Here is a 1,043-nt window from a genome sequence, read left to right on the forward strand (position 1 = left end):
CGCCGTAGATGTAGACCTGCTTCATGACGGCCGACCCATAGCGGTCATAGCTTTCCATGTCGCGGGCGGCGACCGCCTCCATGGCGTTGAGCAGCCTGCTGGTCATCTCGCCGCCCCCGATGGCATCGAAGGCCAGCGTCGCGCCGGTTTCGGCTATGGCATCCTCCAGCTGCTGCCGGAAGTCCGGCTGACTGCTGTCTACGACATGGGTCGCACCGATGCCCCGCAGCAGCTCGGCCTGCGCGGGACTGCGGACGATGTTCACCAGATCGATGCCGTCCGATTTGCAGATCCGCACCAGCATCTGCCCCAGGTTCGACGCTGCGGGAACATGGATGATGGCCTTGTGGCCCTCGGCCCGCATGGTCTCCACGAAGCCGAGGGCCGTGAGCGGGTTGACGAAGAGCGCCGCCCCCTCCGCCGCCGTGGCTCCCTCCGGGAGGACGATGCACCCATCACGGCGGATCAGGCGCAGCTCGGCATACATGGCGCCGCCGATCATGGCGACGCGCTTGCCGATCAGCTCCTGCAGGTCGGGACCCGCCGCGATCACGGTTCCAGAGGCTTCGTTGCCCACCGCCATTGACTGGTCCAGCCGGGCGCTGACGGCGGGAAGCAGATGCGGAGGAACCTTCGCCGTCAGGACCGGCGCTTCCTCGGTGCCCTCTGCCCGCAGCGTCTCCATGTCGGCGGGACCGAACAGCAGCCCGAGGTCCGAGGGATTGATCGGCGCGGCCTCGACCCGGACCAGCAACTCGCCCTGCCCCGGTTCGGCGACAGAGATGCGTTCCAGGTTGATCCGCAGCGTTCCGTCGGCCGTGATGGTCGATCTCAGTTCAAGGCTGTTTCGCGGCATGATGTCCTCGCAAGCTGGCGTCCCGCCCGATCCTCGTCATCGTCGGAGCAAACGCCGTCCGCGCGGAGCTGTCCAGCCGGGCGCTTCAGCGCGGCATCAGGAAGACCTCGCGAACAGCCGCATGGTCGCCAGCCTCAAGCGCGTAGAGCGCAGCATTGGCGACCTCGTCCGCCCGGATGGCCTTGGG

General features: G+C 67.5%; 1 protein-coding gene. It reads right to left on the reverse strand.

The genetic code is table 11. The features are described from left to right. Window positions 1–856, reverse strand: an 856-nt coding sequence (locus KTN05_RS17640) for a zinc-binding dehydrogenase (RefSeq protein WP_254368345.1), incomplete at its 3' end; no start/stop codon positions are given. Window positions 857–1,043 lie beyond the last annotated feature (187 nt).

This window comes from Paracoccus sp. Z118, from assembly GCF_019061185.1.
Taxonomy (GTDB): domain Bacteria; phylum Pseudomonadota; class Alphaproteobacteria; order Rhodobacterales; family Rhodobacteraceae; genus Paracoccus.